Below are 25568 nucleotides of genomic sequence, written 5' to 3'. Positions count from 1 at the left end.
GGCCGCCTTGCACCCCCCTGACGCGAGCCTTGCGGGGCGCATGCGCCGGATCGATCGTAAGCAGAATGAGCACAACGCCCGTATTGCAGGTTGCGTGGGTTGTGCGCACAAGCGGGGGTGGTGTGACCCGGGGCACTTATGGTCGAGCGGCGGTCGCACGTCACACAGTGCGGCGTCGGAAGTTCAGGAGTATGTCATGACCAACCTCATGGAGCGCCACGGCGAGCCGTGTATCGAGTTCCGGAGCGCGACGAAGCGCTTCCCGGGATCCGGCGGTGGCATCCACACCGCGGTGAAGAACCTCGACTTCACCGTTGCCCCGGGCGAATTCGTCGCGGTCGTCGGCCCCACCGGCTGCGGCAAGTCGACCACGCTGTCCCTGGTGTCCGGACTGGAGAAGACCTCCGCCGGCCGGACGCTGGTGCGCGGCAAGGACGTTCAGGGCATCCCGGACGGCATCGGCTACATGTTCCAGCAGGACGCCGTGCTGCCCTGGCGGACGGTCCTCGACAACGTCGCGCTCGGCCCCCGCTTCCAGGGCGCGTCGAAAGCCGATGCGCGGCAACGGGCCGCGGAGTGGGTGCGCACGGTCGGCCTGGCGGGCTTCGAAAAGTACTACCCGCATCAGCTGTCGGGCGGTATGCGCAAGCGCGTCGCACTCGCCCAGACCCTCGTGAACGAGCCCGAGATCCTGCTGATGGACGAGCCTTTCAGCGCGCTGGACGTGCAGACCCGCCAGCTGATGCAGGACGAGCTGCTGCGGGTGTGGTCCGGCACCCGCGCGGACGACGGGCGCGGAGGCGGCAGCCTGCGTAACCACGGAGCGACCCGGGAGCGCGGCAGAGAACGCAGCGCGGCCGTCATCTTCGTCACCCACGACCTCGAGGAGGCGATCGCGCTCGCCGACCGCGTGGTGGTGATGACCGCGAGCCCCGCCACCGTCTGCGGCGACTTCCGCGTCACCCTCGACCGTCCCCGCGACGTCGAGGAGGTCCGCCTCACCGACGAGTTCCGGCAGCTGTACACCGAGATCTGGGGCACCCTGCGCGACCAGGTCGACGCCGCCCGCGCGAAGGGAGCGACCCGTGTCGCCTGACACCCTGACCACCGTCGACGCCCCGCAGGTCGAGGCCGAATCCGAGGAGCAGATCCTCGCCCGCGCCCGCGGCGCGGCCCGCCGCGCGCTCATCCGCACCTGGGGCCTGCGGGCCGTGCTGGTGGTGCTGTGGCTGGGCGCGTGGGAGCTGACCGCGAGCCTGTGGATCGACCCGTTCTTCTATTCGAAGCCGTCGCTCATCTGGCAGCGCATCGTCGAATGGTTCACCGAGGGAACGCAATTCGGCTCCATCTGGCTCCAGCTGTTCACCACCGTCGAAGAGGCGGTGCTGGGCTTCGTCATCGGCGCGGTCGCCGGGGTGGTGCTGGGCGTGCTGCTGGGCCGCAGCCGGTACTGGGCCGAGGTGCTGGCGCCGTTCATCAAGGCGCTCAACGCCGTTCCGCGCATCGTGCTGGCGTCGCTGTTCATCATCTGGTTCGGTCTCGGGCTGGAGTCCAAGGTCGCCACGGTGGTGGTGCTGACCTTCTTCGCGGTGTTCTTCAACGCCTTCACCGGCGCCCGCGAGGTGGACGGCAATGTCATCAACAACGCCCGCATCCTGGGCGCGAGCCGCTGGCAGGTGCTGTCGCAGATCGTGCTGCCCAGCGCGACCACCTGGATCCTGTCCAGCCTGCACACCGCCTTCGGCTTCGCCCTCATCGGTGCGGTGGTCGGCGAGTACGCCGGCGCGAGCAAGGGCCTGGGCCTGCTGATCTCCAACGCGCAGGGCACCTTCGACGCCGCCGGCATCTACGCGGGCATGATCATCATCACCGTGGTAGCGCTGCTGGCCGAGTGGGGCATCGGATTCGCCGAGGGGCGGCTGCTGAAATGGCGTCCGCCGCTGGTCACGTCGGCACGCGAGGTGTGAGAGATGAAGTATCGCAAGCACATCGCCGTGGTCCTGCTCGCCGTCAGCACGCTGCTGGTGACCACCGGGTGCCGGGATTCCCGCAAGATCCCCATGGCCGACGGCCGCCCGCAGATCACCATCATGGTCGGCGGCCTGGAGAAGGTGATCTACCTGCCCGCCATGCTCACCGAACGCCTGGGCAACTTCGCCCGCAACGACATCGACGTAAAGCTGATGGGCGAGCAGTCCGGCGCGAGCGCGGAGACCGCGCTGCTCACCGGTGACGTGCAGGCCGTGGTCGGTTTCTACGACCACACTGTCGACCTGCAGGCCAAGGAGCAGTGCCTGCGCACCGTCGTCCAGTTCTCCGACGTCCCCGGTGAGGTCGAACTGGTATCGAAGGACCAGGCCGCGTCCATCAAGTCACCGAGCGACTTTCGCGGCAAGAAGCTGGGCGTCACCTCCCTGGGCTCCTCCACCGACTTCCTCACCCAGGCGCTGGCCGGACAGGCCGGGATGTCCACCGCCGACTACTCGCGCGTGAAAGTCGGTGCGGGACAGACGTTCATCGCGGGCATGAACCACGGCGGCATCGACGCCGGCATGACCACCGACCCGACGGTGGCGCAGATGGTGAACTCCGGCGACGCCCAGGTGATGATCGATATGCGCACCGAACAGGGCACCCGCGCCGCGCTGGGCGGCCTCTACCCGGCGTCGTCGCTCTACATGAAATGCGACACGGTCCAATCCCATCCGGAGATCGTCCAGAAGCTCGCGACCGCGTTCGTCCAGACACTCCAGTGGATCGAGACCCACACCCCGGAGGAGATCGCCGCGAAGATGCCCTCCCAGTACGCCGCCGGCGGCAAGGACCTCTACATCCAGTCCATCCGCGACTCGATCGGCATGTTCAACGGCAACGGCCTCATGAAACCCGAAGGCGCACAGAACGTCCTGAACATCCTCGGCCGCTACTCCCGCAACGTCGCCCCCAAACGCGACACCATCGAACTCCAGGACACCTACACCAACGAGTTCGTGGAGAAGGCATTGGGCAACCGGCAGTAGCGCCAACGCCCTCCCCATTTCCCGGCACGCGCCCTCCCATTGTCCCGGCACGCTTTTGGCCGGGACCTCGGTGAGATTCCCACAGTGATGCCCGGTCGCGTGAGGGGCGGCCGGGCATCACCCTCTCATCACTCGTCCAACCACCGCTCGATGTCCTCGAGGGTCAGGGCGGAGTACAGACATTCCCCGTCCTCGGCATCCAGCAGCACCCACCGGTAGGGCTGCGCGGAATCCCGGATCAGCCGATACCCGCCGCGAGCGGCACGCGCGGTCAGCGCTCCGATCCGCGCCCACACTTCATCGCCGTTCACCACCCGCAACCGGCGCACGATCACCCGAGCCACCGGGTCGTGTACTCGGCCGCCGACGACCGCCGCGACGGAAAGTACTCCCGCCAGAACGCCCGCCGCACCGCGTCCCACAGCCCGCTGAACTCCGGCAGCCGCTCCCGCGCCAACGCCAGATCGGTCCCGACCACCACCACGGTCCCGTCAATCATGTTGCGTACGTACATAATCCCTACCCCGCTCTCGTCGAATCGCCATACCGCCTCCATCCCGCCCACCTCCGTCCGGTGCACGCCGCCTACCTCTCCCGAGCCAACGCTTCACCTCGAACGTCGGGGACAGCACACCATCAGACAACCCGCGAAACCGATAAAATAGAGATCTCTGTTCGAACTGATCGAAACGCCCTGCACACATCTCGTATCTGGGATAGAACTGTCTCTGCTTCCGTTCGAATCCGTCTCGTTTCTCCGGAAGGGATACCGGCCGTGACCAGTGCCGACAATCACGAAGTTCAGGACGAGGGCCCATCCTCGACGCTGCCGCGGCGGCAGCTCGGCCGCTTCCTACGGGAGGCGCGCGAGGCGGCCGGGTTCACCCTCGCGCAGGTCGCCGAACTGGTGGATATCTCTCGGCCGGTCATCCAGCGAATCGAAGCTGGCAAGATCATCAAGGTGCGCAAGCAGGACGTAGAAGCACTGTGCAAGCTCTACGGCGTGAGCCCCGAAGATACCGAGGGCGCAATAGATCTCGCGGTACAGGCACGCAAGAAGAGCTGGCATCACGTCTACGGTGGCCTGTACGGCAGCGCCTTCAATATGTACGTCGGGCTGGAAGCGGCGGCCTGCCAGCTGACCACCTGCCACAATCAACATATTCCGGGGCTACTGCAAACGGCCGATTACGCACGAGCGATCATCGGCGCATTCCCCGAGTTCACCGACGAGGATATCGACCGACGCGTCGAGCACCGTCTGAACCGGCAAGCACGTGTCACCCGCAAGACGAACCCCATCCGGTTGGACGTCATTCTTCACGCAGCGGTCCTCTATCGCACGATCGGCGAACCGACCATCATGGCCGCCGAGATGCGACACCTGGCCGAGATGTCGAAGCGACCGAACATCGCGATCCGAATCCAACCGTTCAGCGCTGGCCTGACCTGGGGAATTACCCATGGTTCATTCATCATCATGGACTTCGGAAAATCCAGGAGAGGCGAAACTGTCGAGCCCCCAGTGGTATTCATCGAAGGTGGAGCGGCTCAGGACGTATACCTCGAGAAACCGGAAGACGTTCGCTACTACAGTGAACTTGCCACGGCCATTCGGGGCACGTGTCTCGTCGAGGCCGAAAGCAGGAACTTGCTGCGGCAGGTAGCTAAGGAGTACGAACGTGGCAGACGGTGACCTATCGAAGGCGAAGTGGTTCAAGAGCAGTCGCAGCGAGGGCGGCGCGAAGTGCGTCGAAGTCGCTTGGCTCGCCGAAGGTGAAGTCGGCGTGCGTGACTCGAAGAACCCCAGCGGGCCTGCTCTGATCTTCGCCCCGGGCGAATGGGATGCCTTCACCGCAGCCGTGCAGGACGGTGGGTTCCAGCATCCCTCCGCATAGCGGTCGGTAACGTCTGCGAATTCAGGCCGACGGGGAGAGGTCCCAGAAACCTGTGGCGTTGAAGTGCCTCAGTGCCGCAAGAGGCTTCGTCAAGTCCCAGCTCTTGGCGTCGGTCCACTCGTCGTTGTAGTAGGTGTCGGTGTAGGGCTGGCCCGAATCGCCTTGCACGACAACGACGGTCCCGGTTCGCCCCTCCTCACGCATGCGGGCGACCAGATGTAGTGCGCCGAAAAGGCATGCGCCGGTGGAAGGCCCGGCGGACCGGCCGGTGATGTCGCGCAGATGCCGCATGGCGGCGACGCTGGACGCGTCCTTGACGGGAATCACCAGATCGATCACCTCGGCGTCGAAGGCGGGTTCGATCCGGGGACGGCCGATGCCCTCGATCATCGAGGGCATTCCGGTGGCATAGTCCGCACAGTCACCGGCCCAGCCCGGGAAGTACGCCGAATTCTCCGGGTCCACCACGGCGAGCCGTGTCGCGTGCCCGTGCGCGCGCAGATGGCGGCCGATAGCGCGGGAGGTGGCTCCGGTGCCGACGCCGGTCACGATCCACGCGGGTTCGGAGTCTCCGATCCGCCGGCAATCATCCAGGATCTCGGCGGCGAGATTCGACTCGTCATGATCCACGGCGCCGCCGAGGGTATTCAGATGGTCGATGTAGTAACCGCCGGTCTCGTCCGCCAACTCGGCAGCCTTCTCGTAGACGGCCAGCGGCGGTTCGACCGGATGCCAGCGCCCGCCCTGCTCCTCGAGCCGCGCCAGCTTGCCCGCAGCGGTACGCCGCGGCACAACCGCGGTGAACGGCAACCCGAGCATCCGCGCGAAATAAGCCTCGGCCACAGCCAGATTCCCGCTGGTCGCCTCGACCAGCCTCGTATTCTCCCCGATCCGCCCACGCCGCAGCGCCTCAGCCAGCAGACCCCGCGCGAGCCCATACTTCACACTCCCCGTCGGCCGCCGCGACTCGTCCTTGACGAACAGCCGCACCGCCGAATCCCCGGGGAGCGGATACCGATACAACGGCGTCGGCTCGTCGTCGGCGCGAGTGCCGGACAGCACCGCCAGCGCAGACCGTGCCCACTCACTCGGTCCGGGCGTCCTCTCGGAATCCTTCGCCTCGCCGCTCACCCACCGCAGTGTAGGTGCCTGGGACCATGCACATCGTGACCAATCCCGAACCGAACACCAACCACGAGACACCAGAGGGTTCGGTACGTGTGGCAACCTTCAACACCCTGTCACCATTGCTCGCCGATTGGCATAGCCGAAAAAACGCCGTGATAGAACTATTGCGGGCAACCGACCCCGACATCATCGCTCTGCAAGAGATCGACGCCGGTGCGGATCGAGAGCAGGGCATCGCCGATCTACTCGGCCCGGGCTGGCACATCGCCTGGCACTCCCGGACGACACCCGACGGCATCGGATTGGCGCTGGCCAGCCGCTGGCCGTTCGGCCAGATCCACGAACGCATCCTGGGAGTCACCGACCGCGCGGCGGTATTCCCATGGTCGGCCGTGGTCGTCGCCGAGGTCCGCGCTCCGCGACCACTGGGAACACTGCACGTCGCCCACCACAAACCGGTCTTCCAGTTCGACTACGAACATGAACGTGAGTTGCAGGCGGTCGAGGCGGCCCGATTCATCGAAGAAGTCCTCGGCGACCGCGCCGGACACGTTGTCGTGCTCGGCGACTTCGACGCCACCCCGGACTCGTCGAGCATCCGGTTCTGGACCGGCCGCCAATCACTCGCAGGCATGAGCGTCAGCTACCACGACGCATGGGAAGCGCTGCGCCCCAACGATCCCGGGCACACCTTCACCCCGGAAAACCCGCTCGTCGCCCGCGGCGACATGTTCTCCGCCGCCGGACGGCGCATCGACTACGTGATGGTGCGAGGCGGCAGTTTCGGGCCCACGCTCGAGGTGCGGTCAGTCGGCCTGATCGGTGTCGAGCCTCGGGGTGGGGTCCAAGCGAGCGACCACTACGGCCTAGTCGCCGAACTGACCGTTCCTGCCCGCTCGCCTGGGGTCTGGGGCTGACAACGCGAAAGGGCCACCGTCAGAACAAGATGTCGCGGACTCGTCGTGCCGGTACCCACGTACCGATCGTCGGCACGACGGTGTGTTCGCACGACATACGTGCGGCGTAGTCAGAAAGGTGGCGGCAGGTCCCGGGGCGGGCGTGGAGCGGCGGCCACCGGGTCATCTCGTCGTCGGCGACGTGACGGAGGAATGAACACGCGGAGTAATTCGGTGAGATCGGATTCGATGACTCCGCGATCTATCGGGGAGACCGCGTCGCGATCCGGGACGGGGACATCGATCGGCACGGTCGGCGGCACCGCGGTACGGGGAAACAGATAGTGCATACCCTCGGGTTCGGTGAGGGTGGATTCGCCTGTCGGAGTGAGCCATTCCTCGAGACGGCCGGGGTATCGGCGAATCCGCCACGCCGTAGCACCATTGTCGGCAAGCGTCTTCAGGCGGTGGTGCCTGCGGCACCGACAGCTCAGATTGCCCTCCGTGGTACGCCCACCACTCGCAGGGACCGCATGGTCGAAGGGAACATGATGATCGAGATCGGTGGCCGCAGCGGGAGTCTGACACCCAGGCGCACGACACACGCCATCAAGCGCCCGTACCCGCGCGGCCAACCGCGCACCAGGCCGATACCGCAACTCGGTCACACGCGGCTCCCCCCGCCCCAGCTCCCCCGACTCCCCGCCCCGACCGTCGACATCTCCGTTCCGCCCGGCGATTTCCGTCTCCAGGATGGCGGCATGCGCAGTGAGGCAGCCGGTTTCGATGTTGGAACCGTTGGCGGCTACGGACACAGTCGTGGACTCGGCGGCAGCACGGGTGGGGTCGGCGGCCATGTTCGTGAACTCGGCAGCGGCACTGGCGGTCTCGGCGACTACCTTCGTGGACTCGGTGGCAGCACGGGTGGCGGCAGTTAGGTTCGTGGGCTGAGCGGCAGCACCGGTGGTGTCGGTGGTTACGGCCGTGGGCGCGTTGCGGGGAGGGGCGGGTGGGGTTGTGGGCTCGGTGGCGGGGAAGACCTGAAAGCGGGCGTGGCGGGCTAGTTGGCGAGCCAGTTCGGCATCGATGGCGCCGAATCCTGCCAGGAGGGCGGGGTTATCTTGGATACCTGCCAACGTTTCGGCCGAGACGCCTACTTGGACAAGGGCTTTGCGTGGTTCGGCGGCGGCCGTGCCGGTGCAGCCTCGACGGGCGCACTGGCATACGAGGCGGCCGCTGCCGTCGGCGAGGGCGACCAGGGCGTCTGCGCGGCGCTGACTTCGGGTGCGGGGGTCCTGGGCGCAGCATTGGGAGTCGGCCATCTCGCGTAGTCGTTCGTACAGAGTCTGCCCGCCTGCCGCGGGAAGGACGGCCTCGACCATCGCGGTACCGTTGTCGCAGGCGGAGACTTGGACGTAGCGGTCCTGTTCGGCTTGTTTGCGGCGTTCGGCGCGGCCTGCGGGATCTTTCTCCAGGATCCAGCGGCGGATCGTGCGCTTCAATCGGGCGGGGTCGGCTGTCTGCGCGTAGGCCGCGATTCGCTGCTCGAGCTTCGCGATCAGAGCGGGCTCCACGTTTCGGAGTTCGGTGCAGATCACCTGCGCCTTGGTGACGTCGATACTTCCATCGCCGAATGCTCGTCGGGTGCAGGGCAATCCGTGTTCGAGGGCCAAGCCGAGGTCGATCTCTCGATCCGCTTGCCGCTGTGAGGATTTCAGGAGCACACCGATCTCGGTGGCGGCGGACTGTCCGGCGAACGCAGGATTGACCCGCAACTCCAATTCCTGGCACCGGCGACGCCGGTACAGCTGAGTTTCCAGACGAATTTTCTCCGCCTGCGCGACCGCCAGCATCCGCTGCGCGACCCGCAAGCGTTCCACCAACTCCATGGTGGAATCCGCATAGACGGAGAGTTCGTTCATATGTTCGATTATACTCCTACACAAGGGCTTTGGCAACGAAAACCGGTTCCCGCACCCCTCTCATTCCGTCCAGAATTCCATGGTGCGAACCGCGACACCAAGGAACGGCACCAGCACAGCGAAATCTCAGCATCCCTCACCCGCACAGCCCCGAATAGGCGGTCGCACATGGCCGGGCACCGCACGACAACAGGCCCACAAGGTTGTGTTGAGGATTTCCTATGCCGAGGACGCGACAGTACTTCCGACACAGACAGAATCGGCGACCGGGAGGACATCGTGGCGGAGCGGACTTTGCTCAGCATGGAGGAACTGACGCTGGCGATCGGATCACCCCGCCGCCCGTCGACGGATGGTTCACCTGGGCAGGACGGCCCGGCAACCGTGCCGACGCGGCGGGTAGTCGTCACCATGTGCGCGATGGGCCTTCTGCTGATTTCGACGGTCACCATGTTCGCCGCCGGATACGACGATCAAGCCGACACGGACCAGCGCGTGGATACCGTGGAATGCGTCACCCGCGAGCAACCACGCGACGGCCAGGGTCGCAACCAGCCCGAAGTCGTCTGCAGCATTGCCCCCAGCCGCTAGGACTCCTAGCGGGAGACGGGGACGCGGGAGACACGGCGAGCGCGGCGTAGTGCGTCCGTGGTGAAAACCGCCAGCGCCATCCAGATGAGGCCGAAACCGGCCCAGCGGGAAGCGGGCATCGGCTCGTGGCCCACCAGCACGCCCCACGCCATCTGCAGTGCGGGAGTGAGGTATTGGAGGATTCCCATGGTCGACAGTGGGACTCGGCCCGCGGCGAAGGCGAACAGTAGTAGCGGTATCAGCGTGACCGGGCCCGTGGACATCATCAGCGCGGTGTGGCCGGGGCTCTCGCCGAAGGCCGCGTGCCCGGTGACCGCGAACGCGATCGCCACGGTCAGCGCGAACGGGGCCGAGACCAGCCCCTCCGCGGCGACGCTGCGCAGGGGGTCCAGCCGGATCACCTTCTTGACCAGGCCGTAGGTGGCGAACGAGCAGGCCAGGACGAGCGCGATCCACGGCGGTTTGCCGTAGTCGACGGTCAGCACCACGACCGCGGTGGCGCCCAGGGCCAGCGCCAGCCACTGCGCCCAGACCAGCCGCTCCCGGAACAACACCACCCCGAACAGCACGGTCACCAGCGGGTTGATGAAATATCCGAGGGCACACTCGACGACGTGGCCGGTGGTGACGCCGAAAACATAGACGCCCCAGTTGAGCGCGATCGCCGCGCCCGCAACCGCGGCCAGCCGCCAGGTCCTGGCATCGATGGCACGCAGTTCGCGGAGACGGCCGGCGAGCAGCAGGACGATCAGCACCACGACCAGCGTCCAGAGGATCCGCTGTGCCACGATCTCGCCCGGATTCGCGAACTCCAGCACTCCGAAGAACGCCGGGAACGCGCCCCACATCAAATAGGCGCTCGCGCCGACGGGCACTCCCCAACGGAATTGCACTGAAAAGACGGTACTTCCGATCGGCAGGGGTTGTCGAGGGCGTCAATCCGGGAGCTGCACAACCCCGTCCATATACCGATGACAGCGGCCGGTGAGGAGGACTCGGTCTCCGGCGAGGGTGCAGCGGAGGCGGCCGCCGCGCTTGGACAGTTGGTGGGCGGTGAGGTCGGCGCGGCCGAAGTCTCGGGACCAGATGGGGGTGAGCTGGGCATGGGCGGAGCCGGTGACCGGGTCCTCGGGGATGCCGGCGCCGGGGGCGAAGAAGCGGGAGACGAAGTCGGCGGTGTCGCCGGGGGCCGTGAGGACGGCGCCGCGGGCCAGCTTCGGGAAGGCGGAGAGATTCGGGCGGGCGTCGCGCACCTCCTGTTCGGTGGCGACGATGATCACCTCGTCCTGGCCGGTGAGTGTGCGCAGCGGGCGCACGCCCAGCGCGTCGATCAGGTCCGGATCGGCCACCACGTCCAGCGAGGCGACGGCGGGCAGATCGAGGATCAGTTCGTCGTCGTCGGTGTGGTCGACCGTCAGCCAGCCGCTGCGGGTGTAGAAATGCACGCGGTCGGCGCCGGGGTGCATATCCTCCAGGATCTGCGCGGCCGACGCGAGGGTGGCGTGCCCGCACATGTCGACCTCCACCGCGGGGGTGAACCAGCGCAGATGGAATGCCGGACCCTCGCCCGGGACCGGCCCGGCCGCCGTGGGGAGGGCGGAGGTGTAGAAGGCGGTCTCGGCGAGGTTGTTCTCCTCGGCCAAGTGCTGCAGCAACTCGTCGGGTAGCCAGAACGGCAGAGGCATCACCGCCGCGGGATTACCCGTGAACGGCGCCTCGGCGAACGCATCGATCTGATGCAGCAGGACCTCCATACTGCCGAAGGTACCCGCGTTCCCAATAGACACGCGTGACAAGGCCATTCACGGCGCGCCATAGCACCCGACCAGTTACGCCGCTCGAAAAACGGCTGACATCAGCCGTTTTCGCCCGGCGAATTCGGCATCAGGCGCCGCTTCTCCCCCGCCGGCGACGCGCTCAGCCACCACGCCACCTCGACCAGCACGATGCCGATCACGCCGCAGACGGCCGCGGTGCCGGTCAGTGTCGCGTTGGACGGGTCGAGTTTGAAGAAGTGCCGGGTGAACGGGACGGTGAACAGGATCAGGTAGCCGGTGACCGAACCCGCGATCAGCACGACCTTCCACCACGTCCACGGCCGCGCCACGATCGCCAGCACCCACACCGCGATGATCAGCAGCGTGATCAGCGCCGTGGTGCCCGCCTGGACCTTCTCGGTCTCGCTCTGCTCCGCGCCCTGGTAGGCGATCAGGTAGGCGATGAACGTCATGACGCCGATCACCAGGCCCGACGGGATCGCCAGCCGGAGCACGCGGGGCACGAAACCCGTTCGCGCCCTTTCGTTGTTGGGAGCGAGCGAGAGGATGAACGCCGGGATGCCGATCGTGAACCAGGCGGCGATGGTGACGTGCCGGGGCAGGAACGGGTACGGGACAGGGTCGTAGTGGAACAGCTGCGAGCCGATGCCGACGACGCCGACCAGGAAGGCCAGCAGCACCGAGTAGACGGTCTTGGTGAGGAACAGATTCGAGACGCGCTCGATATTGCCGATCACCCGGCGGCCCTCGCCGACCACGTACGGCAGCGTGGCGAACTTGTTGTCCAGCAGCACGATCTGCGCCACCGCGCGGGTGGCCGGGCTGCCCGCGCCCATCGCCACGCCGATATCGGCGTCCTTCAGGGCGAGGACGTCGTTGACGCCGTCGCCGGTCATGGCGACGGTGTGCCCGCGCGACTGCAGGGCGCCGACCATCGCGCGTTTCTGGTCGGGGCGCACGCGGCCGAAGGTGGTCTCGTGGTCGAGGACGTCGGCGAGTTCGCCGCGGCCGGTGGGCAGGGTGCGGGCGTCCACGGCGTGATTGCCGCCGGTCAGGCCCAGCGAGGAGGCCACCGCGCCGACCGAGACGGCGTTGTCGCCGGAGATCACCTTGATCGAGACGTCCTGGCTCGCAAAGTATTCCAGCGTCTGCCGGGCGTCGGGACGCACCTTCTGCTCCAGCACGACCAGCGCCTGCGGAGTGACCGTGCCCGGCGCGCCCGGCGCGTCCACCGGGCCGTCGCTGGACGCGAGTAGCAGCACGCGCAGGCCCTGGGAGCCGATGTCCTGTGCGGTGGCGGCGGCCTCGGACTCCGGGTCCAGCAGCACGTCGGGGGCGCCCAGCAGCCAGTTCCCGTGCTCGCCGTAGGAGAATCCGCTCCACTTCTTGGCCGAGGAGAACGGCGCGATCGCGGTGTGCCGCCAGCCCGGGGAGTCGGGCAGCGCCTCGGCGATGGCCGCGACGCTGGCGTTCGGGCGCGGATCGTCGGAGGCCATGGCGGCCAGCACATCCCGCAGACCCTGCTCCGGGACGTCGCCCACGGTGCGCAGTTCCGACAGCCGCATACCGTTCTCGGTGAGCGTGCCGGTCTTGTCGGCGCAGACCACGTCGACGCGGGCCAGACCCTCGATGGCCGGCAACTCCTGGACCAGGCATTTGCGCTGGCCGAGCCGGACGACGCCGACGGCGAACGCGATCGAGGTCATCAGCACCAGGCCCTCGGGCACCATCGGCACCAGGGCCGCCACCATGCCGTTGAGGGCCTCGCGCCAGGACTCGTGGCTGGAGAACAGCTGGTTGTAGATGGTCACCAGGCCCGCCGGGATCAGCAGGTAGGTGATGACCTTCAGGATGGTGTTGATGCCGTTGCGCAGTTCCGAGTTGACCAGGGTGAACTTGCTGGCCTCGGAGGCGAGCTTGGCGGCGTAGGCGTCGCGGCCGACCTTCGTGGCACGGTAGGCGCCCGAGCCGGACACCACGTAGCTGCCCGACATGACCTGCGCGCCAACGCCTTTGTCGATCGGGTCGGCCTCACCGGTGAGCAGGGACTCGTCGATCTCGAGCAGTTCGGACTCGAGCACCTCGCCGTCGACGACGATCTGGTCGCCGGGGCCGAGTTCGATCAGGTCGTCGAGGACCACGTCGGAGGGCGCGATGGTCTCCGGCGTACCACCGCGGCGCACCGTCGGCCGGGCCTGGCCGACGATGGCGAGCTTGTCCAGCGTCTGCTTGGCGCGCAGTTCCTGCACGATGCCGACGACGCTGTTGGCCACGATCAGCAGGCCGAACATCCCGTCGATGATCGACCCGGTGGCCAGGACCAGGATGAACAGGACGCCGAGGATCGCGTTGATCCGGGTGAAGACGTTGGCCCGGACGATGTCGGCGACCGAGCGGCTGGCCCGGTCCGGCACGTCGTTGGTCTGCCCGTCGCGGACGCGCTGCTCGACCTCGGACGCGGACAGACCGGGGGCGCGTGCCGCCTGCTCGGTGATCGACATGACGACAGCCTAGAACGTCCGGCCCCCTCCGCCCCGTAACCAGGCGTTCGCGCACCCCGCGGTCAGCGGGGGCTGCGGGGACGCATGATCAGGGCGGCGACGTAGTAGGTGCAGGGGTGGGGGGTGTGGTTGGCGTAGTGGAGGGTGCTGTCGGCGGCCAGGTAGAGGGAGTCGCCGGGGGTGAGGTCGATGACGCGGTCGCCGTCGACGGTGAGGGTGACGGTACCGGATTCGGCGTAGATGAACTCGTGGGAACCCGGTGCGTAGGAGGGGTATTCGCCGGGGACGCAGCCCGCGGGGAGGGTGGTGCGGATCCATTCGAAGTTCACGCCCGGGACCACGGGGGTGAGAATCGTTCGCTGCCAGCCGGATTCGGTGACGACGTCCTGGTCCGCGGCGCGGCGCAGGATGATTCGCTCGTCGTCCGGTGCGGACAGTAGCGCCGCGAGGCGGAGGCCCAGGCCGGTGGCTATGCGGTCGAGAACCACCACCGTCGGGGCCTTGTCGCCGCGTTCGACCGCTGAGAGCATGCTCACGCTCACCGCGGAGAGGTCGGCGAGGGCCTGCAAGGTCAGGCCCCGGTCGTGCCGCAGGTGCTGAATGCGCTGGCCGAGTGCGACTAGGTCCATCTACACTATAGTAGTGACTGATTCTTCTATAGCGAAAACGTGGGTGGTGCGGGCGGGTCGCGCGGCCGACCTGCCCGAGGTCACCGAGATCTACGCGCACTACGTCCGCGACACCGTGGCCACCTTCGAGTTGCAGGCTCCCGACCTCGCCGAATGGCGGCGCAGGTTCGACGGGATCGAGCGCGCCGGGCTGCCGTTTCTCGTGGCGGAGGAGGACGGGCGGATCGCCGGGTACACGTACTGCTCGCCGTGGAAGCAGCGGCCCGCCTACCGGCAGACGGTGGAGAATTCGATCTATCTCGCGCCCTGGGCGCTCGGTCGCGGGCTCGGGGGACGATTGCTCGACGAGTTGCTGGCGGCCTGCCGGTCACAGGATCTGCGCGAGGTCATCGCGGTGATCGCCGACAGCGGCAACCCGGCCTCCCCCGCCCTGCATCGCAGTCGCGGGTTCGCTGACGCGGGGAAGTTGCGGCGGGTGGGGTTCAAGCACGAGCGGTGGATAGACACCATGCTTCTTCAGCTCAGTTTGTGAGGACGTTGGTTTCCGGCCAAAAGCGTGCCGGAAACAAGAGAACGAGCCCTCGATCACGTCCCCGCACCCCTCGATCATTTCCCCGGCACGCTTTTGGCCGGGGCCTCACCGATCCGGCACAGGCCCATCATCCGGCCCTGGGGCGGTCGTTTCTTGTTGCTCCGGGAGCAGCGGCACCACCGTAAAAGCACCCGCGGCGGCATCGGGAGGAAGTGCCTCGACGGCGCGAATGCTGTTGTGCGTGGCGAGGTCTCGGAGTTGGGGTGGGGTGGCGCGGACGACGAGGCCGACGGCGCAGGGGCAGGCGGCGTGGAGGCGGGCGGCGACCACCCGGGCCGTGCGGGCGGCGCGGTCGTCGGCGGGCTGGGAGTTGTCCATCGCGCCTGCCGCGGCCGCCAGGGATGCGAGGGTGGCGGCATCGCCCGCGGGGACCGGGACGTCGATGGGCGGGGTGTACACACGGTCGATGGGGACGTGGTAGAGCACGTGGGAGATGCGCAGGCCCGCGGCGGACCGCGGGAGCTGGTCGGCGGGGACGCCGGTGCCGAAGGACACCAGGGCCCAGTGCTGGTCGTTATCCGCGGCGGCGAGCGAATCCCGTACTCGCGCAAGGTAATCGGCGACCGGCTCACCGTTCTCCGGGCCCAGCCGGTCGGTCGAGACGACGCTCGGGCGGGGCGGGTTCGCCCAGCCGAGCAGGACGATCAGGGCGACGGCGAGGACGGCGGCAGTGAGGATTGCGGCCGTCCGCAGCCGTTCACGCACGGCGCAGGACGTCGAGGGCGTGCTCCAGGTCGGCGGGGTACTCGCTGGTGATCTCGAGCCAGCGGCCGTCGGCGGGGTGGGCGAAACCGAGGGAGCGGGCGTGCAGCCACTGCCGCTCCAGCCCGAGCCGCTCGGCCAGCCGGGGGTCCGCGCCGTAGGTGAGATCGCCACAGCAGGGGTGCCGGACCGCCGAGAAGTGCACCCGGATCTGATGGGTGCGGCCGGTTTCCAGGTGGATGTCGAGCAGGCTCGCCGCCTGGAAGGCCTCCACGGTGTCGTAGTGGGTGACGCTGGGCCGGCCGTCCGCGGTCACCGCGAACTTCCAGTCGTTGCCGCGGGCGCGGCCGATCGGCGCGTCGATGGTCCCGCTGGACGGATCCGGGTGGCCCTGCACCAGCGCGTGATAGCGCTTCTCGACCGTGCGGTACTTGAACGCGCGCTTGAGCACGGTGTACGCGTGCTCGGACTGCGCCACCACCATCACCCCGGAGGTGCCGACGTCCAGCCGGTGCACGATGCCCTGGCGCTCGTGCGCGCCCGAGGTGGAGATGCGGTAGCCCATCGAGGCCAGCCCGCCCACCACGGTCGGCCCCGACCAGCCCACGCCCGTGTGCGCCGCCACGCCGACCGGCTTGTCGACCGCGACGATGTCGTCGTCGGCGTAGAGGATCTTCATCCCCTCCACCGGTGTGGCCTCCACCCGCAGCTCGCGCTTGGGCTCCGGGAACTCGACCTCCAGCCAGGCGCCGCCGACCAGCCGGTCCGACTTGCCGACCGGCGCGCCGTCGATCTGGACGGAACCCTCCTCGGCGAGCGCGGCCACGGCGGTCCGTGACAGGCCCAGCAGCCGCGACAGCCCGGCGTCCACGCGCAACCCGTCGAGACCGTCCGGCACCGGCATGGCGCGGGTCTCCCTCATGCCTTGTCCCCCGCCGCCGAGCCGGCCTCGTCGTGCTGCCGGGCGCGGGTGCCGTCGGGTTCGAATCCGAACAGCGTCAGCGCGACCAGCAGGATCGCGCCGCACACGATCGAGGAGTCGGCCACGTTGAACACCGGCCACCACTTGGTGACCGCGATGAAGTCGACCACATGCCCCTGCAGCGGTCCGGGCGCCCGGAACAGCCGGTCGACCAGATTGCCGACCGCGCCGCCCAGCACCAGGCCCAGCCCGATCGCCCAGCCCACCGACCGCAGCGAGCGCCCGATCCGGATCACCCCGACGACCACGGCGGCAGCGACCAGCGTCAGCAGCCAGGTCATGCCGGTGGCCATCGAGAACGCCGCGCCCGGGTTGCGCACCACACTCAGCCGGACCACGTCGCCGATGATCGAGATCGGCTCGCCCGGCGTCATTTTCGCGACGACCAGCGCCTTACTGCCCAGGTCGAGGGCGAAAACGGCGGCGGCGACCAGCAACAGGGCGGGTAGCCGCCGCGCCGGGCGGGCAGCCGGGGCGGCGTCCTGCGCGACGGTGTCGCGCGGTCCGTCATCGTGCTGGTCGGGGTGCTCGTCGCTCGGCCGGTCGGTACTCACAGCTGACATCATCCCTTATCCCGATAGCGCCGCTGTCGCCCGTAGCGTCCCAGCAGATTTTCAGGAACCGGTCGTACCCTGTTCGACGTGACGGTGTTGCCTCCTCCTCCCCGCGCCTGCGCGCGGCCGTCCTCGACCGCCCGGTCCGTCCGATCGGGCGTGTGGCTGGTCGTGCTCACGGTCGCGCTGTCGGCACTGGGTGTCGGCTGCAGCGACTCGTCCGAGTCCTCGGCCGACCCCGACGTCGAACCGTCCGGACTAGGGAAGGAGGTCACCGTGCCGATCTCGGCGACGGTCACCTCCGTCGTCCGGCCCGGCGAGGAGCCGCGCGATCTGCTGCGGCCCGGCTACGAGATCGGCACCTCCCAGCAGGTCACGCTGCGGACCGTCCACCACATCGAACAGCAGATCAACGATCAGGCGGCGCGCGACTTCTCGCCGCCCTCGATGCGGATCCCGCTCACCGCGCGGACCGAACGCGAGGGCGTCGACCTGACGCTGGGCAGTCCGAGTTCCACCGATCCGAACCTGGCCAGGCAGTTGCAGTCGGCCGACGGCTCGCACGCCGGATTCGAGATGAGCGAGCTGGGCGCGATCACCGCGCTGCGGATGGAACCCACGGCCGCCACTCCCGACGCCGCCCGCGCGGCTCTGGAACAGGCTTTCTATCAGGCGGTGTACCAGTCGGTGGCGTTCCCGACCGAACCGGTCGGCGAGGGCGCGGTGTGGACGGTGCATCAGCAGGTGTCCAGCGGCGTCCCGCTCGACCAGGTGACGACGGCGACCCTGACCCGGCGCGAGGGCAATCTGCTGACCATCGAGCTGGACGTCACGCAGACGCCGAAGACCGCCGAGTGGCAGCTACCCAACAACGCCGGCACGCTCGACATCGCCGACTACCTGATGCACGGCTCGGGCACCATCACGGTGGATCTCGGCCTGCCGCTGCCGGTTTCGGGGTCCGTGACGGTCGGCGGACGGCAGTTCTACAAGGATCCCAGCAGCGCGGTCATGCTGCGGCAGAACATCAGCACGCAGGTGCAATGGGGCGAGTGAGGCGAGTCGGCGGACTGCTGGCCGGGCTGGCGCTGTGCGCGGCCGGATGCGGTTCGCAGGACCATGATTCGACATCCGGACTCGGCGCCGTGACGCCGCCGCCGGTGACCGCGCCCGCGATCACCGATTCCGCGGCGCTGCAGGCGAAATTGCTGACCGTGGCCGATCTCCCGCCCGGCTACACCCAGCTCGACGACGGGTCACCCGGCAACGGCGGCGGGGCGGCACAGGACCACTCCCGCACCGATCCGGCCGCGTGCGGGAAGGTGCTCGCCGCGGTGACCGATCAGGTGCCGGGCGCGAGTGCCCATGGCACGGTGAACTATTCGACGCCGGACTTCGCGAGTATCGACATCGATGCCGCGAGCTATCCGGGCAACGGTGCGGGACAGGCGTTCTCGTCCGTGCAGCAGCTGCTGCGGCAGTGCACCTCCTACTCGGGCACCGATGCGGACGGCATCGCCGTCGACTACAAGGTCAGCGGGCTCGACCAGCCGCGCACCGGGGACGCCTCGACCGCCTTCCAGGTGCACACCAGCAGCCAGGGCATGTCGTTGTATTCGGCGGCGGCACTGGTCCTGGTGGGCAGCACCGTGGTCCAGGTCGCCGAAACCTCGCCCCAGCCCGTCGATCCGGGGGCCCTACACAATCTCGTTGCGGCGCAGGTGGGGCGGTTGCAGGGCGTGCTGGGTCCCTGAGCGACGTTCCGGCTCGAGGCCGGAACGTCGCGTCTCCTCCTACCAGGCCGTGTTGATCGGGCCCGGGTTCCACAGGCCCGTATGGGTTTCCTGCGTCACCACCGGGTCAGCAAGGGCCGCTGAGGAATCGATGGGGGTCAGGCGCTGGAGTTCGCCCCAGTCCTGGCTCCAGTCGTCCTTCAGGTAGGTGGCGAGGGTTTCGGTGCGCAGGAGTTGCTGGCTCCAGCCGAGGGGGCCGCCGCCGTCGTGGCTCTCCCACAGGTTGGTGTCGTGGGCGGCGGGGCGGTCGGGCAGGATGCGCCAGCCGGGGACCTGGGCGATGCCGTCCTTGTGGTCGAACGGGCGCTGGCACGGGAACTGCAGGCCCACCGCCCAGTCGAGCAGCACCGGATCCTTCGAACCCATCAGCTCGTTGGCCGTGCGGGTCTGCGGGATCCGCGGCGGGGTCAGCGCCATCCACTGCTTGGGGTCCAGGGACTTGTCCTTGGCCACGATGCGGATCGCGTCGGCGTTTGCGGGAATCTGATCGAGCGGGACCCGCAGATTCCGCCACGACGGCGTCGGGCCGATATCGATCGGCATCACCGTGCCCAGCGACTTGGCCGAATTCGGCGAATCCGCGGTGCCGTACTCGATATCGATCGGCTGCCCGGGCATGACCGAACCGTCCTGGGTGATGGCGCGGAAGCGGCCCGCCGCGGTGATCGCCACGATCCCGTTGCGATCGGCCGGATCCGGCAGCTTGTACCAGCCGGTGGTGAGTTCGGCCGCACCCTGCTGCCCGTTGGTGCCCAGTTCGGGAGTGTTGGACGCGAGCCCGAAAGGCAGTGGCGCGCCGCCGGTCTGGGTGCCGGTGCTGCCGTCCGACTTGTCGTTGAAGGCGTTGGCGATACTGCTGGAATTGCCCGCGGGCTGATCGTCGGGAGTCAGGTCGCCGACGCCGTTGGGCACGTACTCGGTGGCGTTGCCGGTGAACGTGCCAACCGGATCGCCGTTCAGCGGGGTCAGCATCGACGCGTTCGGATCGGTCTCGACCAGCACGTCGTTGGCCAGTCCGCACGGCTCGCCCAGCACCGCGTCGATATTCGAGCGGGCCAGCGAGAACGCCGGATACTGGGTGATCGCGCCCTTGGCGAACGAGCCGACCTCGAAGATCACCAGCAACGCCGCCACCACGGTCAGCGGCGGGATCTTCACCAGCCGCCAGGCGCGGGGCGAAATCCGGTGCGGCGTACCGGGTTCCGGCGCTCGCACGTGCCACCAGGCGGCGAGGAACAGGCACAGGACGGCGATGATCAGGAAGACCTTGCTCAGCCCGACGCCGCCGATCGACGGCGCCGCGTCCCACCACGGAATGCCGTAGCTCGAGACGTACCACCACTCGTTGACGCTGGTGAAGATCTGCGCCATCGCCACCGCGACGATCGCCGCGAACAGCGCCCGATAGCGCGGCGCCCGCATCACGCGCGGGCCCACCGCCACCGCGGTGACCACCGCGACCGCGCCCGCCAGGCCGGCGTAGATGCCGTTGTGGTGGGTGAACTTGGTCGGGACGGTCGCCATCAGCAGCATGGCGCCGAAGGTGATGCCCAGCAGCCGCTTCGCAGGCCCGGCCGCGACGAACGGGATGCGGCCACCCTTGCGCAGCATCACGAAGGCGCACACGAGCAGGCCGAGCCACATCGCGACGATGCCGAAGCGCCGCCCGATCGACCCGTCGGCGGTGGGCATGAACAGCCACTGATAGGTCAGGTAGTCGTCGAACCAGGGCACCGACGGGCCGACCGCGTTGTGCACCCGCTTCATCTCGAACATCGCCGAGAGCGGTTCGACACCGAAGGCGAAGACCAGCACCAGGGTTCCGGCCGCGGCCAGCGGGGCCAGCAGGGCGCCGTAGGCGCGAGCCCACGACCACCACGAGACCCGTTCGGCGCCTTCGGGATTCGCCAGTTCACGGGCCCGGCGGATACTGAAGCGCACCACCGAGCGGGCCCCGGCCAGCAGTGGCGCCAGGCAGATCACGCCCGAGGGCGCCGCGGTGAGGCTGAACGCGGCGATCATGATGGCGATCGCGTACGGCAACAGCCGCCGCATCGCGATGGATCGCTCCACGAAACACCAGGTGAGCAGCACGGCGACCGCGATCACCGGCTCCGGGCGCAGCCCGTTGTTGTAGGGCAGCCACACCGCGAGGAAGCCCAGCGCCCCGGTCCACACCGCGACTTTGTCGTGGCGCACCGCCACCCCGAGCCGCGGGATCACCTCCCGGCTCAGCGCCAGCCACGTGATGACGCCGGCGAGCAGCGTGGGCAGCCGCATCCACGGGCTGGCCGTGCTGAGCTCCGTCATATGCGCGATCACGTCGTACGGCGGTGTGCCGACGGGGTTCTCGGGCACGCCGAAGAACCGGAAGTAGTTGGCCATATAGCCGGACACCAGCGACGTGCGGGCCATACCGAACTGATAGCCGTCGTCGGAGGTGGTGGAGCCGATGAAGTGCCAGACCACCAGCGCGCCGAGGACGATCGCGTCGACCCTGGTGAACGACCACCACCGCTGCGGCAGCAGCCGCTTCACCCGGCGGCCGTCGAACCGGTCCAGCCGGAACAGGGCGGCCAGCGATACCAGGGCCAGCAGCACCGCGAGCACGGTGGCGGCGCGCTTGGCGACGGTCGGGACGACCGAGAACCGGCTGTCCACCTCCGCGGTCACCGAGGCTCCGTCGGCGTTGGGCAGATCGCTGAACACGCCCACCAGCTGCGGGCGGAAATCGCCGTACAGCACAACCGGTTTCGTGCCGGTCCCCGCGAGTTCCGCGGTGGTCGTGGTCATGGTGGAGTGCACCGTGAGCGTGGCGCCGGCGAGCCCGTCCAGCGGGACGTTGAATATCGACTGGCTGCGCAGTATCACCTCGAGCCGGGCGTCGCGGTCGCCCTGCGCGGGGCGCACCCGCGCGGCGAAGCCGTACTTCTCGAGGTCGGGCGCCTGCGCCGGCATGGTCGCCGCGGCCAGTCCCCCGCGCTCACCCAGTTGTGCCAGGGAGCGGCCGGGGATGGTGGCGTCGAAGGTCAGCGGCGCGTAGGACACCAGCGGCGCGGTGATGCTGCGGGGCGATTCCTGCTGCGGCCACGACAGTGTGGTCTTGTCGACCTTGACCGGTAACAACGGCACCGCGATGGCGAGCAGTGCCGCGAGCAATCCCGCGATCAGGGCCACCGGTTGGACCCATCCTCCGCGTCCAGGCCGGCCGGCCCGAGGTTGCTCGCCTGCTGCGGGCGCCTCGTCCGCCCTGACCATCGTGTCCGTCACGGGGGCCGATCGTAGCGTGACGGATTCGTGACCGGAGAAATCGTCCAACGAATTCTCAGCCTGCACTTAACTTCCCGTCCGGCCCGGCGGGGCCGACGCGACGCGCGCATCGGCCCCGTCAGGGCTAGAAAAAACCGTTACGAGCAGGCGGGGGACGCCTGGCCGAGGTTCTGGATTCCGGCGCAGGCCCAGCTCTTCTCCAGCACCCACTTGCCGTTCTGGGCGATGAACGGGACGCTCGCCTCGCTCGGCGCACCGCCGTTGACGGAGAAGTCGGCCTTCGCGGTCAGCGTGTCGCCGCCGAGGTATGTGACGTTCGTCACCGTGATCTTGGCGTTGTTCTGCTGGTACGCGTCGGTCAGCTTCTTGATCATGTCGGGGTCCTTCTGCAGGGCCTCCTGACCGTCCTCGAGGTACTGGATCTTCTCTTCCGCGGCGACGTTCGGGTCCAGTGCCTGCCCCAGCTCGGTGTTCAGCTCCTCGACGGTCGGCACCGGCGGCACGTTCTCGGCCGAGGTGGCAGCAGCCTTGCTCGAGGTCTTGGGCTTCGAGCTCTCGTTCTTGTCACCGCTGCCGCAGGCCGACATGCCGAGCGCGGCCACGACGGCCAGGGTGGCGACCGCGATGCGTCCAGTCATCTGAAGCTTCAATGCTCGTCCTTTGCGTTCGAGTTGGTTCGAATCGTGTACGTGACAGCTACCACCCGACCGGCAGCGCTGCACGAGTGGCCTCACGCTACCCGGAGAAATTCAACGAAGACTAAGGAGCGGGTCGGCCGGGGCCAGGTCGACGTCATCGGCGGCAAAGGTATACGCCGGGCCGGGCCCTGTCGAGCGCGTCTCGAAACGCACGGTCACGCGGCCGTGTCCGGAGCCCTGCACCCAGCCGTGACCGTACCCGCGGTGCGCGACATCGCGGCCCGGATACCAGAATTCGGTGGTGTAGGACCGGGTGGCGGGCGGTACCGCGGGCGCCGGGCCGGCGGCGGGCGCGAGAGTCGGTTCGGGCGCGACGAATTCGTCCAGGGCGCTTTCGGGATCGGTTGTGGGCGACGCCCGGCCGGAACGTCCCGAGGCGGCGAGCGCCTGATCCAGTTCGGGGAACAGCGACTCCTGGCGGACCGTGGAGAGACCGCCGAAACCCACGCCCACCAACCGGATCGCGCCGAGTTCGCCCGGATCGATGGCCGAGCGCAGGGCGGCGGCGGTGAGGGTGGACAGCTCGCCGGTGGCGTAGGGCAGGGTGAACGAGCGCGTCACGATGCCCATATCGGCCTTGCGGAGTTTCAGGACCACCGTGCGGGCGGCGCGGCCGTCGGCGGTCAGGCGGCGGTGCGCGGCCGCGGCCATCTCCTCGATCGCCGGGCGCAGCTGGGCGAGGGTGACGATATCGCTCTCGTACGTGGTCTCGGCGCTGATCTGCTTGGCCTCGGCGCGCTCGGCGACCGGGCGGTCGTCGATGCCGCGGGCCAGCCGGTGCAGCGCCGCGCCGACGCTGCCGCCCAGCAGGGAGACCGCCTCCTGTTCGGGCAGGGCGGCGAACGCGCCGACCGTCTCGATGCCGACCGAGCGCAGCCTGCCCTCGGCCACCGGGCCGATGCCCCACAGCTTGCGCACCGGCAGCGCGGACAGCATCTCCTCCTGGTCGGCGGGCGAAACCACCTGCACGCCATCGGGTTTCGCGAGTCCGGAGGCGATCTTGGCGAGTTGCTTGCCGGTGCCCGCGCCGACCGACGCGACCAAGCCCGTGCGCTCCCGCACCAGGGCGCGCAGGTGCTCGCAGAATTCCAGCACCTCGGCCGCGGTGGCGCCGGCCAGTTCGGCGGGCTCGCCGAAGGCCTCGTCGAACGACAGGGTCTCCAGGACCGGGATGCGGGAGCGCAGCGTCTCGAAGACCTGCCCGCTCACCTCGCCGTAGACCACCCCGCGCGGCGGCACCACCACCGCCGTCACCCCCACCAGCCTCTTGGCCTGATGCATCGGCATCGCCGACCGCGCCCCGAACACCCGCGACTCGTAACTGGCCCCCGCCACCACCCCGCGCTGCCCGGTCCCGCCCACCAGCACCGGCCGCCCCCGCAGGGTCGGCCGGGTGAGCTGCTCCACCGAGGCGAAGAAGGCGTCCATATCGATGTGCAGCACCCAGCGGCGGGCGCGCCCGCCCGCACCAACCTCACAGCCCCCTCGCAAACTCGTTCCCGGAGCTGGCGAATTGCTGGTAGGTTTCTGCGAATCGCCGGGCCGAGCGGGTACGCCGCCGGGACCGGGCGCGATCCGGGGAGAGGCGCTCCGACCAGGCATGCGCGGTGCCGTAGCCGGGTCGGAGGCGGTGTCCATAGGGGGAAATCTACGCGCGGCTACCGACATGAACGGTGATGTGGATATGTGATGATCGGATCATGACCATCCGCAAGGCCGTGATCCCCGCCGCCGGAATCGGCTCCCGCCTGCTCCCGCTGACCAAGGCCATCCCGAAGGAGATGCTACCGGTCGGCGACAAGCCGGTGATCGAGCACACGGTCCGCGAGCTGGTGGCCTCGGGTATCACCGACATCACCATCGTGGTGAGCGCCGGAAAGTCGTTGATCCAGGACCACTTCCGGCCCAATCCGGCACTGGTCGCGCAGTTGCGCGCCGACGGCAAGACCGCCTATGCCGACGCGGTGGAGGAGGTCGGCGAACTCGGCCGCCTCGGCCACATCACCTACCTCGACCAGCACGGTCCCTACGGCAACGGCACCCCCGTATTGAACGCCGCCCGCACCCTCGGCGACGAGCCGATGCTGGTGCTGTGGCCCGACGACGTCTTCGTGGCGGAGGTGCCGCGCGCCCAGCAGCTCATCGACGCCTACAACAAGACCCACTCGCCGGTGCTGGCCCTGCTGCCGATGGACCCCGCCGACTCCAAGCGCTACGGCGTGCCGGTGGTCGAGGAGACCTTCGACCACGGGCTGATGCGCATCACCGGCCTGGTCGAGAAGCCCAAGCCGGAGGACGCGCCCTCGGCGTACGCCGCGATCGGCGGGTACGTCGTCACGCCGGGCATCATCGAGGAACTGCACAAGCAGGTCACCGAGTGGTACAACCACCGCACCGGCGAGGTCTACCTGACCGACGCCATCAACGCCTTCGCCGCCGCCAACGCGGTCTACGGCCAGGTCATCCGCGGCAAGTGGTACGACACCGGCAATCCGGCGGACTACCTGGTCGCGCAGTTCGCCTCGGCACTCACCCATCCCGACTACGGCCCCGTGCTGCGGGGCCTGGTGAACGGCTGACGCCGGGGCTGACGTCGCGGCGGGCGGTCGGGGCC

At 68.5% G+C, this 25568-nt stretch carries 25 protein-coding genes; 11 read left to right on the top strand and 14 right to left on the bottom strand.

The window, feature by feature from the left end:
• Positions 1 to 196: 196 nt before the first annotated feature.
• From ON41_RS12215 to ON41_RS12205, 3 genes are read left to right on the top strand one after another with little or no spacing between them, the layout of a single operon-like run.
• A complete protein-coding gene (locus tag ON41_RS12215) occupies positions 197 to 1096 on the top strand; it encodes an ABC transporter ATP-binding protein (RefSeq protein ID WP_083905296.1) in 900 nt (299 codons plus the stop codon).
• Complete coding sequence (locus ON41_RS12210; RefSeq protein ID WP_051161276.1) at positions 1086 to 1967, top strand: ABC transporter permease; 882 nt, start codon at positions 1086 to 1088, stop codon at positions 1965 to 1967. The genes ON41_RS12215 and ON41_RS12210 overlap by 11 nt, the downstream gene beginning before the upstream one ends.
• A 3-nt stretch (positions 1968 to 1970) precedes the next feature.
• Positions 1971 to 3020, top strand: coding sequence for an ABC transporter substrate-binding protein (locus ON41_RS12205; RefSeq protein WP_040747689.1), 1050 nt, complete (start codon positions 1971 to 1973; stop codon positions 3018 to 3020).
• Positions 3021 to 3148: 128 nt separating this feature from the next.
• On the opposite strand, the gene ON41_RS12200 is transcribed toward ON41_RS12205, so the two are convergent.
• Together ON41_RS12200 and ON41_RS41510 are read right to left on the bottom strand one after the other, a co-directional pair.
• Complete coding sequence (locus ON41_RS12200) at positions 3149 to 3364, bottom strand: hypothetical protein (RefSeq protein WP_246829510.1); 216 nt, start codon at positions 3362 to 3364, stop codon at positions 3149 to 3151.
• Complete coding sequence (locus ON41_RS41510) at positions 3352 to 3519, bottom strand: hypothetical protein (RefSeq protein WP_157185439.1); 168 nt, start codon at positions 3517 to 3519, stop codon at positions 3352 to 3354. Before ON41_RS41510 ends, ON41_RS12200 begins: the two co-directional genes overlap by 13 nt.
• Before the next feature lie 276 nt (positions 3520 to 3795).
• Between ON41_RS41510 and ON41_RS41505 the strand changes: the two genes are divergently transcribed.
• Both ON41_RS41505 and ON41_RS12185 read left to right on the top strand, forming a co-directional pair.
• Positions 3796 to 4716, top strand: coding sequence for a helix-turn-helix domain-containing protein (locus tag ON41_RS41505; protein WP_051161275.1), 921 nt, complete (start codon positions 3796 to 3798; stop codon positions 4714 to 4716).
• Positions 4703 to 4918: a DUF397 domain-containing protein gene (locus ON41_RS12185; RefSeq protein WP_040747687.1), complete on the top strand. Its 216-nt coding sequence runs from the start codon at positions 4703 to 4705 to the stop codon at positions 4916 to 4918. The genes ON41_RS41505 and ON41_RS12185 overlap by 14 nt, the downstream gene beginning before the upstream one ends.
• Positions 4919 to 4939: 21 nt before the next feature.
• Here the strand turns inward: ON41_RS12185 and ON41_RS12180 are convergent, their stop codons facing one another.
• On the bottom strand, positions 4940 to 6049 hold the full coding sequence (locus tag ON41_RS12180; protein WP_218003432.1) for a PLP-dependent cysteine synthase family protein: 1110 nt from the start codon (positions 6047 to 6049) through the stop codon (positions 4940 to 4942).
• 26 nt (positions 6050 to 6075) lie between these two features.
• Here ON41_RS12180 and ON41_RS12175 point away from each other — a divergent pair, with 26 nt between their 5' ends.
• Complete coding sequence (locus ON41_RS12175; protein WP_083905294.1) at positions 6076 to 6963, top strand: endonuclease/exonuclease/phosphatase family protein; 888 nt, start codon at positions 6076 to 6078, stop codon at positions 6961 to 6963.
• Positions 6964 to 7073: 110 nt separating this feature from the next.
• Here ON41_RS12175 and ON41_RS38925 read toward each other — a convergent pair whose 3' ends face one another.
• Complete coding sequence (locus ON41_RS38925) at positions 7074 to 8864, bottom strand: HNH endonuclease signature motif containing protein (RefSeq protein ID WP_051161274.1); 1791 nt, start codon at positions 8862 to 8864, stop codon at positions 7074 to 7076.
• Between the two features lie 303 nt (positions 8865 to 9167).
• Between ON41_RS38925 and ON41_RS12165 the strand changes: the two genes are divergently transcribed.
• Positions 9168 to 9455, top strand: a complete 288-nt coding sequence (locus ON41_RS12165) for a hypothetical protein (RefSeq protein WP_157185437.1) — start codon at positions 9168 to 9170, stop codon at positions 9453 to 9455.
• 5 nt (positions 9456 to 9460) lie between these two features.
• Here ON41_RS12165 and rarD read toward each other — a convergent pair whose 3' ends face one another.
• The 4 genes from rarD to ON41_RS12145 all read right to left on the bottom strand — a co-directional run bounded on the left by rarD (position 9461) and on the right by ON41_RS12145 (position 14363).
• A complete protein-coding gene (gene rarD / locus ON41_RS12160) occupies positions 9461 to 10348 on the bottom strand; it encodes an EamA family transporter RarD (protein WP_040747684.1) in 888 nt (295 codons plus the stop codon).
• A 42-nt stretch (positions 10349 to 10390) separates the two neighbouring features.
• Positions 10391 to 11209 (bottom strand): PhzF family phenazine biosynthesis protein, encoded by an 819-nt coding sequence (locus ON41_RS12155; protein WP_040747683.1) that lies wholly within the window; start codon positions 11207 to 11209, stop codon positions 10391 to 10393.
• A 101-nt stretch (positions 11210 to 11310) separates the two neighbouring features.
• A complete protein-coding gene (locus ON41_RS12150; protein ID WP_040747682.1) occupies positions 11311 to 13734 on the bottom strand; it encodes a cation-translocating P-type ATPase in 2424 nt (807 codons plus the stop codon).
• Between the two features lie 62 nt (positions 13735 to 13796).
• A complete protein-coding gene (locus tag ON41_RS12145) occupies positions 13797 to 14363 on the bottom strand; it encodes a helix-turn-helix domain-containing protein (protein ID WP_040747681.1) in 567 nt (188 codons plus the stop codon).
• Positions 14364 to 14376: 13 nt separating this feature from the next.
• Between ON41_RS12145 and ON41_RS12140 the strand changes: the two genes are divergently transcribed.
• A complete protein-coding gene (locus ON41_RS12140; protein WP_246829508.1) occupies positions 14377 to 14895 on the top strand; it encodes a GNAT family N-acetyltransferase in 519 nt (172 codons plus the stop codon).
• Positions 14896 to 15000: 105 nt separating this feature from the next.
• Here ON41_RS12140 and ON41_RS12135 read toward each other — a convergent pair whose 3' ends face one another.
• Genes ON41_RS12135 through lspA form a run of 3 tightly spaced genes read right to left on the bottom strand, consistent with a single transcriptional unit; the run spans position 15001 to position 17202 of the window.
• Complete coding sequence (locus ON41_RS12135; RefSeq protein ID WP_174411321.1) at positions 15001 to 15660, bottom strand: hypothetical protein; 660 nt, start codon at positions 15658 to 15660, stop codon at positions 15001 to 15003.
• Positions 15653 to 16579, bottom strand: a complete 927-nt coding sequence (locus tag ON41_RS12130) for an RluA family pseudouridine synthase (RefSeq protein WP_040747680.1) — start codon at positions 16577 to 16579, stop codon at positions 15653 to 15655. The genes ON41_RS12135 and ON41_RS12130 overlap by 8 nt, the downstream gene beginning before the upstream one ends.
• Positions 16576 to 17202: a signal peptidase II gene (lspA, locus tag ON41_RS12125; RefSeq protein WP_246462041.1), complete on the bottom strand. Its 627-nt coding sequence runs from the start codon at positions 17200 to 17202 to the stop codon at positions 16576 to 16578. The genes ON41_RS12130 and lspA overlap by 4 nt, the downstream gene beginning before the upstream one ends.
• A gap of 84 nt (positions 17203 to 17286) precedes the next feature.
• On the opposite strand from lspA, the gene ON41_RS12120 reads away from it, so the two are divergent.
• Positions 17287 to 18249, top strand: coding sequence for a hypothetical protein (locus tag ON41_RS12120; protein WP_373281341.1), 963 nt, complete (start codon positions 17287 to 17289; stop codon positions 18247 to 18249).
• The gene (locus ON41_RS12115; protein ID WP_051161273.1) at positions 18246 to 18947 is read left to right on the top strand and encodes a sensor domain-containing protein; all 702 of its coding nucleotides are present in this window, start codon (positions 18246 to 18248) and stop codon (positions 18945 to 18947) included. The genes ON41_RS12120 and ON41_RS12115 overlap by 4 nt, the downstream gene beginning before the upstream one ends.
• A gap of 39 nt (positions 18948 to 18986) precedes the next feature.
• Here the strand turns inward: ON41_RS12115 and ON41_RS12110 are convergent, their stop codons facing one another.
• The 3 genes from ON41_RS12110 to ON41_RS12100 all read right to left on the bottom strand — a co-directional run bounded on the left by ON41_RS12110 (position 18987) and on the right by ON41_RS12100 (position 24382).
• On the bottom strand, positions 18987 to 22244 hold the full coding sequence (locus tag ON41_RS12110; RefSeq protein ID WP_040747726.1) for an arabinosyltransferase domain-containing protein: 3258 nt from the start codon (positions 22242 to 22244) through the stop codon (positions 18987 to 18989).
• A gap of 149 nt (positions 22245 to 22393) precedes the next feature.
• Positions 22394 to 22894 carry a WKL family lipoprotein gene (locus ON41_RS12105; RefSeq protein WP_051161272.1) on the bottom strand — a complete coding sequence of 167 codons (501 nt, stop codon included), beginning with the start codon at positions 22892 to 22894 and terminating at the stop codon, positions 22394 to 22396.
• Between the two features lie 111 nt (positions 22895 to 23005).
• On the bottom strand, positions 23006 to 24382 hold the full coding sequence (locus ON41_RS12100) for a DNA polymerase IV (RefSeq protein WP_246462043.1): 1377 nt from the start codon (positions 24380 to 24382) through the stop codon (positions 23006 to 23008).
• Positions 24383 to 24654: 272 nt separating this feature from the next.
• Between ON41_RS12100 and ON41_RS12095 the strand changes: the two genes are divergently transcribed.
• Complete coding sequence (locus ON41_RS12095; RefSeq protein WP_040747674.1) at positions 24655 to 25533, top strand: UTP--glucose-1-phosphate uridylyltransferase; 879 nt, start codon at positions 24655 to 24657, stop codon at positions 25531 to 25533.
• Positions 25534 to 25568: the final 35 nt, after the last annotated feature.

Source organism: Nocardia transvalensis NBRC 15921, assembly GCF_000308875.1.
GTDB classification, from domain to species: domain Bacteria; phylum Actinomycetota; class Actinomycetes; order Mycobacteriales; family Mycobacteriaceae; genus Nocardia; species Nocardia transvalensis.
This window is presented reverse-complemented; position numbering and strand designations above follow the sequence as displayed.

What these genes read in the sequence shown, in the direction of transcription:
- ON41_RS38925 (WP_051161274.1), bottom strand. Translation starts at nt 8,864, where the DNA reads ATGAACGAACTCTCCGTCTATGCGGATTCCACCATGGAGTTGGTGGAA.
- ON41_RS12205 (WP_040747689.1), top strand. Translation starts at nt 1,971, where the DNA reads ATGAAGTATCGCAAGCACATCGCCGTGGTCCTGCTCGCCGTCAGCACG.
- ON41_RS12215 (WP_083905296.1), top strand. Translation starts at nt 197, where the DNA reads ATGACCAACCTCATGGAGCGCCACGGCGAGCCGTGTATCGAGTTCCGG.
- ON41_RS12155 (WP_040747683.1), bottom strand. Translation starts at nt 11,209, where the DNA reads ATGGAGGTCCTGCTGCATCAGATCGATGCGTTCGCCGAGGCGCCGTTC.
- ON41_RS12105 (WP_051161272.1), bottom strand. Translation starts at nt 22,894, where the DNA reads ATGACTGGACGCATCGCGGTCGCCACCCTGGCCGTCGTGGCCGCGCTC.
- ON41_RS41510 (WP_157185439.1), bottom strand. Translation starts at nt 3,519, where the DNA reads ATGATTGACGGGACCGTGGTGGTGGTCGGGACCGATCTGGCGTTGGCG.
- ON41_RS12095 (WP_040747674.1), top strand. Translation starts at nt 24,655, where the DNA reads ATGACCATCCGCAAGGCCGTGATCCCCGCCGCCGGAATCGGCTCCCGC.
- ON41_RS12145 (WP_040747681.1), bottom strand. Translation starts at nt 14,363, where the DNA reads ATGGACCTAGTCGCACTCGGCCAGCGCATTCAGCACCTGCGGCACGAC.
- ON41_RS12130 (WP_040747680.1), bottom strand. Translation starts at nt 16,579, where the DNA reads ATGAGGGAGACCCGCGCCATGCCGGTGCCGGACGGTCTCGACGGGTTG.
- ON41_RS12175 (WP_083905294.1), top strand. Translation starts at nt 6,076, where the DNA reads ATGCACATCGTGACCAATCCCGAACCGAACACCAACCACGAGACACCA.
- ON41_RS12150 (WP_040747682.1), bottom strand. Translation starts at nt 13,734, where the DNA reads ATGTCGATCACCGAGCAGGCGGCACGCGCCCCCGGTCTGTCCGCGTCC.
- lspA (WP_246462041.1), bottom strand. Translation starts at nt 17,202, where the DNA reads ATGTCAGCTGTGAGTACCGACCGGCCGAGCGACGAGCACCCCGACCAG.
- ON41_RS12165 (WP_157185437.1), top strand. Translation starts at nt 9,168, where the DNA reads ATGGAGGAACTGACGCTGGCGATCGGATCACCCCGCCGCCCGTCGACG.
- ON41_RS12110 (WP_040747726.1), bottom strand. Translation starts at nt 22,244, where the DNA reads ATGGTCAGGGCGGACGAGGCGCCCGCAGCAGGCGAGCAACCTCGGGCC.
- ON41_RS12100 (WP_246462043.1), bottom strand. Translation starts at nt 24,382, where the DNA reads ATGGACGCCTTCTTCGCCTCGGTGGAGCAGCTCACCCGGCCGACCCTG.